The sequence below is a fragment of the uncultured Flavobacterium sp. genome (genome assembly GCF_963975005.1).
Classification (GTDB): Bacteria; Bacteroidota; Bacteroidia; order Flavobacteriales; family Flavobacteriaceae; genus Flavobacterium.
Genome location: NZ_CAXBFR010000022.1, coordinates 24,185 through 30,566 on the forward strand (window position 1 = coordinate 24,185; position 6,382 = coordinate 30,566).

The window sequence follows — 6,382 nt, forward strand, 5'->3', positions numbered from 1 at the left end:
TCAATTCAAATTTTAGAATTTTTTATATGAAAAATTTAGTTTTAATTGCATTATTTATGATATCAACTACAGGAATAGCTCAAGAAATTATGACTCCAGAAACATTATGGAAATTAGGTAGAGTTTCTGCATTAGGTATTTCAAAAGACGGAAAAGCAATAATATATAAAGTTTCAAAACCTGATATGGTTGAAAATAAATTGAATTCAACTTGTTATTCTATTCCCATTTCTGGTGGAAAAGCTAAAGAAATTAAGGAATATAAATCTCTTTTAAATGATAAAAATATTCTTAACGGAAAAACTATTTCACATAAAGAAATTAAAATAGATAAGGTTTTAGGAAAGGATTTTTATCCTGAATTAGACAAATCAAATGTTCAAATTTATGAAGGTTTAGATTATCGCCATTGGGACACTTGGAACGAAGGAAATCACAATCATGTTTTTGTAGATGATTTAGATATCATGGCAAACGAACCTTTTGATTGTCCCCAAAAACCATTTGGTGGTGATGAAGATTATATTTTCTCACCTGATGGGAAAAAAGTTATTTATGTTTCAAAGAAAAAAGCAGGGACAGCTTATGCAACTTCTACAAATACAAATTTGTACGAATACTACATAGAATCTAAAACCACTAAAAATCTTACTGAAAAGAATTTAGGATATGATATTGCCCCACAATTTTCACCAACCGGAGATCTATCTTGGTTGCAAATGAAACAAGATGGTTATGAAGCAGATAAAAACGACATCATTGTTCGTCATAAAGGATTAGATATCAATTTGACAAGCAATTGGGACGGAACTGTTGATAGTTTCATTTGGAGTAAAGATGGCAAAAACGTCTATTTTATTGCTGCGGTTGACGGAACAAAACAATTGTTTGAAGTCAATTTTCCAGGTTTAACCAAAATTATGATTAGGATTAATCAAATCACAAAAGGAGATTTTGACATAAATGGATTTGTAGGATTTGATGATTCAAAAATCATTGTAACTCGTGGTGATATGAATCATGCCAATGAGATTTATTCTTATGATTTGAAAAGTTCAGAGTGGAATCGAATTACGAAAGTGAATGATGACGTTTATTCTAAAATTACAAAATGCAAAACAGAAAGAAGATATGTTACGACAACTGATGGTAAAAAAATGTTGGTTTGGGTAATTTTACCTCCAAATTTTGATGCTTCAAAAAAATATCCAACACTTTTATATTGTCAAGGTGGACCACAAAGTGCGTTGACACAATTTTATTCATTTAGATGGAATTTTCAAGTTATGGCTTCACAAGGCTATGTAGTTGTTGCACCTAATAGAAGAGGAATGCCAGGTCATGGAATAGAATGGAACGAAAAAATTAGTGGTGATTGGGGCGGACAAGTAATGGATGATTATTTATCTGCTATTGATGATGTTTCGAAAGAAAGCTACGTTGATAAAGAACGACTAGGAGCTATTGGAGCAAGTTATGGTGGTTATTCTGTGTTTTATTTAGCTGGAATTCATAATAACAGATTCCAAACATTCATTTCACATGCTGGAATTTTTAACACACAAAGTATGTATGGAACAACCGAAGAAGTCTTCTTTACCCATTATGATTCTGGTGGAGCTTATTGGGAAAATGAAAATAAAATTGCTCAAAAAACCTTTAATGAATTCAATCCAATTACTTTAGTCAACAAATGGAATACTCCGATTTTTATCATTCAAGGTGGCATTGATTATCGTGTGCCAATTGGACAAAGCCAAGAAGCATTTCAAGCTGCACAATTGAAAGGAATTAAAAGTAAGTTTATGGTTTTTCCAGAAGAAAATCATTGGGTTTTAAAACCGCAAAATGGTTTAGTTTGGCAACGTGAATTTTTTAAATGGTTGAAAGAAACGTTGTGATTGTTGAATGAAGATTAACGATTTTAGTTTGCAGAAGGTTTTGGAATTTAATTTTTGAAATTTTTATTTTATGATGCCAATTGGAGATATTGAATTTACTATAAAGATCTTTCACAAGAATGGTTTAACAATTGATGCAGCTCACTTTCTAATTAAAGAATATGAAATGTCACATCCTAATTTGGGCAGCATTGAATTGCGTGAAACTGCAAAACCAGACTTTATTTTACTAACTACAGAAGGTGTTTTTGGAAAACCTCATTGTCTAGTAATTCCTGATAATTTATTTGAATTTTCGTTGGTTTTAGTTTTGAATTTATTAGCACACGAAATGCTTCACATAAAACAAAAAACTATAGAAACAAGAGTAGATGACAAAAACGAACGCGAGTGGCAAGCTTATTATGAAATGTTATTTCACACTAACTTTCCTTTAATTCCTGAAGCTTCGGATTTTCATAAAAAGCATTTTGCTACAAAAGGCTTAGAGTATTTTAATCGAATGGGCGAAGAATCAGATTTACAATTAAAATATGCTGTGCAAAAAAGAGAAGTTGAAAAATTATTAAACTCTTTAACATAAAAAAGCTCAATTTTCATTGAGCTTTTTTGTTATTTATTCTTCTACTTTATCTTTCATTACGAATGATTCCATGAATTTTGTAGTGTAATTTCCAGCTACATAATCAGGTTCATCCATTAATTGTCTATGAAAAGGAATTGTTGTTTTTATCCCTTCAATTACAAATTCATCTAAAGCGCGTTTCATTTTATTGATAGCTTCTTCTCTTGTTTGAGCTGTTGTAATCAACTTTGCAATCATTGAATCGTAATTTGGTGGAATTGTATATCCAGCATAAACATGGGTATCTAAACGAACTCCATGACCTCCTGGTGTATGAAGTGTAGTGATTTTTCCTGGTGAAGGTCTAAAATCATTATAAGGATCTTCAGCATTAATACGACACTCAATAGAATGCAACATTGGAAAATAGTTTTTACCTGAAATTGGAATTCCAGCAGCAACCATAATTTGTTCGCGTATTAAGTCAAAATCAATTACTTGTTCTGTTATAGGATGTTCAACTTGAATACGAGTATTCATTTCCATAAAGAAAAAGTTTCTATGCTTATCTACAAGGAACTCAACCGTACCAGCACCTTCATACTTAATGTATTCTGCAGCTTTTACAGCAGCAGCACCCATTGCATTTCGCAATTCATCAGTCATAAAAGGAGAAGGAGTTTCTTCTGTTAATTTTTGATGACGACGTTGTACAGAGCAATCTCTTTCAGATAAATGACAGGCTTTTCCATAAGCGTCACCTACTACTTGAATTTCGATATGTCTTGGCTCTTCAATAAGTTTCTCCATGTACATGTCATCATTTCCAAAAGCAGCTTTACTTTCTTGTCTTGCAGACTCCCAAGCATTTTTTAAATCTTCTTTTTTCCAAATAGCACGCATACCTTTTCCACCACCACCTGCAGAAGCTTTAAGCATTACTGGATAACCTGTTGTTTTTGCAACTTTTTCACATTCTTCGTAAGTAGCAATAATTCCTTCACTTCCTGGCACACATGGCACACCTGCTTCAATCATTGTTGATTTAGCATTGGCTTTGTCTCCCATTCGATCAATCATTTCTGGAGAAGCTCCAATAAATTTGATGCCGTGTTCTTGACAAATTTTAGAAAATTTAGCGTTTTCAGAAAGAAAACCATATCCTGGATGAATAGCGTCTGCATTAGTTATTTCTGCTGCAGCTATAATATTTGACATTTTTAAATAAGAAAGGTTACTTGGTGGGGGACCAATACACACTGCTTCATCTGCGAAACGTACGTGCAAACTTTCAGCATCAGCAGTTGAATAAACAGCTACTGTTTTTATACCCATTTCTTTACAAGTTCTAATTACACGTAATGCAATTTCACCTCTATTGGCTATTAATATTTTTTTAAACATCTAATTTGAGTTATGAGTTATGAGTTATGAGCTTTTTCTTAAATCATGATTTTGGCAGAAACCAATTCACAATTTATAATTCATAATTAATAATTTATTAAGATGGATCTACTAAAAACAAGGGTTGATCAAACTCAACTGGAGAAGAATCATCCACTAAAATTTTAACGATTTTTCCTGAAATTTCAGATTCAATTTCATTAAATAATTTCATAGCTTCGATTACACATACTACATCTCCTTTAGAGATTGTACTTCCAACTTCAACAAAAACTGGTTTATCTGGAGATGGCTTTCTGTATAATGTTCCAATAATTGGAGATTTAATAGTGATGTATTTTGCATCATCATTTGCTTCTACCGCTGGAGCTGTTGGAGCTGTTGGTTGTGCTGCTGGTGCTTGAGGCAATGCTTGAGAAACAGGCATTTGTTGCACATAAGTAGTTGTAGGCTCTGAACCTTCTAAAGTGGTTTTGATAGTAATTTTGAAATCATCCATTTCCAATTTCACTTCTGTTGCACCTGATTTTGATACAAATTTGATTAAATTTTGAATTTCTCTAATATCCATGTTATAAAATTTGATTTAGTTAGTTTGTTCTTGTTTGTTATATGCCCATTTTAAATAGATAGCTCCCCATGTGAAACCACCTCCAAAAGCAGCAAATATTAAATTATCTCCCTTTTTTAATTGATTTTCAAAATCGCTTAATAACAAAGGTAAAGTCGCCGAAGTAGTATTTCCATATCTGTGGATATTTACTAAAACTTTTTCTTCCTCTAATCCTATTCTATTGGCAGTTGCATCAATAATTCTTCTATTAGCTTGATGAGCTACTAACCAATTAACGTCTTCTTTTGTAAGATTGTTACGTTGCATTATTTTTTCGCTAACATCTGCCATTCCTGAAACAGCATATTTGAAAACTGTTTTTCCATCTTGTTGTACAAAATGTCTTTTGTTTTTTACAGTTTCTTCAGAAGGAGGCATCATAGATCCACCAGCTTCAATTTTTAAGAAATCTCTTCCAATACCATCACTTCTTAGATACTCATCTTGCAAACCTAAACCTTCTTCATTCGGTTCAAACAAAACTGCACCGGCACCATCACCAAAGATGATACAAGTAGATCTGTCGGTATAATCAATAATTGATGACATTTTATCCGCTCCAATTAATAATATTTTTTTATATCTACCAGATTGTATATGAGCAGAAGCCGTTGACATACCGAATAAGAAACTAGAACATGCTGCTTGTAAATCATAAGCGAACGCATTAACAGCTCCAATTTGAGATGCAACATAAACACCAGTAGCCGCAACGGGCATATCTGGACTTGTTGTAGCCATAATAACCATATCTATTTCAGATGGGTCAATATTTGCTTTTTCTATTAAATTTTGTGCTGCTTTTATAGCCAAGTAAGATGTTCCTTGACCTTCTTCTTTAAGAATTCTTCTTTCTTTAATACCTGTTCTTGAAGTGATCCATTCATCATTAGTATCTACTAAAGTCTCTAAAACCTTATTAGACATAACAAAATCCGGAACATATGATCCAACGGCTGTTATTGCGGCTGTTATTTTATTCATAAATATAATTTTTCTTTTCAAATGTTACCATTTGATTAGTTGTGAAAATTACAAAAAAAAAATCAAACCTTATTAAATCATAGATTATAATTATCAACGATTCAATAAATCAAAAAAAAACTCTCACAATGTGAGAGTTTTTCTCTATTATTTTAAAACAATTAAGCTACTGCTTCAGATTTGTCTATTACAACTTGTCCTCTGTAGTACATTTTACCTTCATGCCAGTAAGCTCTGTGGTATAAATGCGCTTCACCAGTTATAGGGCAAGTAGCAATTTGTGCAGGAGTTGCTTTATAATGTGTTCTTCTCTTATCTCTTCTTGTTTTGGAGATTTTTCTCTTTGGATGTGCCATTTTACTATATTATTTATCCGTTAATAGTTTCTTTAAATCGTCCCATCTTGGGTCGGTATCTTTATTTTCTTCTTCTTTAATTTCTGTTGGAGCTAGATTATTTAAAACTTCTAATGCTTTAGAATCTAGTGTTCCATCTTTAACTCCAGGATGAACTCTTTTTGTTGGAACTGAAAGTATTATTGACTCATATATATATTGAGCAACATTAAATTCATATTCACCATGAGGTAAAGTCAATATTTCTTCATTTTCATCATTAAAAGCACCTCCAAACTTAACAATTAAGTTTATTTTACCTTTTATGATCAAATCAAAGTCTTCATTAGTTAAATCACACGGAACATTTATTGTACCATTATGCTTAATTTCTAATTCAAGCATCATGTTTTTCTTATCTAACGAGATCTCAACTTTTATATCTGAAGCACTATATTCATCAAAACCAAAGTGCTCAAAGAACGAATCATCTATGTGATAATCAAACTGGTGTTTCCCTGTTTTTAACCCAACAAATTGAATTAAATATTCTTTTAAATTATTCATTACAACAGTTTTT

Annotated in this window: 7 protein-coding genes; 2 read left to right on the top strand and 5 right to left on the bottom strand. The window is 31.9% G+C overall.

Annotated elements, in window-relative coordinates; all coding sequences use genetic code 11:
* Positions 1-26: 26 nt before the first annotated feature.
* Both AACZ53_RS04540 and AACZ53_RS04545 read left to right on the top strand, forming a co-directional pair.
* Positions 27-1,901 carry a S9 family peptidase gene (locus AACZ53_RS04540; protein WP_339835140.1) on the top strand — a complete coding sequence of 625 codons (1,875 nt, stop codon included), beginning with the start codon at positions 27-29 and terminating at the stop codon, positions 1,899-1,901.
* 70 nt (positions 1,902-1,971) lie between these two features.
* The gene (locus AACZ53_RS04545; protein WP_339835141.1) at positions 1,972-2,484 is read left to right on the top strand and encodes a hypothetical protein; all 513 of its coding nucleotides are present in this window, start codon (positions 1,972-1,974) and stop codon (positions 2,482-2,484) included.
* A gap of 33 nt (positions 2,485-2,517) precedes the next feature.
* Here AACZ53_RS04545 and accC read toward each other — a convergent pair whose 3' ends face one another.
* The 5 genes from accC to AACZ53_RS04570 form a co-directional block, all read right to left on the bottom strand.
* Complete coding sequence (gene accC / locus AACZ53_RS04550; RefSeq protein WP_339835142.1) at positions 2,518-3,870, bottom strand: acetyl-CoA carboxylase biotin carboxylase subunit; 1,353 nt, start codon at positions 3,868-3,870, stop codon at positions 2,518-2,520.
* 97 nt (positions 3,871-3,967) lie between these two features.
* Entirely contained in the window at positions 3,968-4,441 is a 474-nt protein-coding gene (accB, locus tag AACZ53_RS04555) for an acetyl-CoA carboxylase biotin carboxyl carrier protein (RefSeq protein ID WP_339835143.1), read from the bottom strand.
* Between the two features lie 15 nt (positions 4,442-4,456).
* Entirely contained in the window at positions 4,457-5,467 is a 1,011-nt protein-coding gene (locus tag AACZ53_RS04560; protein WP_339835144.1) for a beta-ketoacyl-ACP synthase III, read from the bottom strand.
* A 161-nt stretch (positions 5,468-5,628) separates the two neighbouring features.
* Complete coding sequence (rpmF, locus tag AACZ53_RS04565) at positions 5,629-5,823, bottom strand: 50S ribosomal protein L32 (RefSeq protein WP_026716620.1); 195 nt, start codon at positions 5,821-5,823, stop codon at positions 5,629-5,631.
* Positions 5,824-5,832: 9 nt separating this feature from the next.
* The gene (locus AACZ53_RS04570) at positions 5,833-6,369 is read right to left on the bottom strand and encodes a DUF177 domain-containing protein (RefSeq protein ID WP_339835145.1); all 537 of its coding nucleotides are present in this window, start codon (positions 6,367-6,369) and stop codon (positions 5,833-5,835) included.
* Between the last annotated feature and the right edge of the window lie 13 nt (positions 6,370-6,382).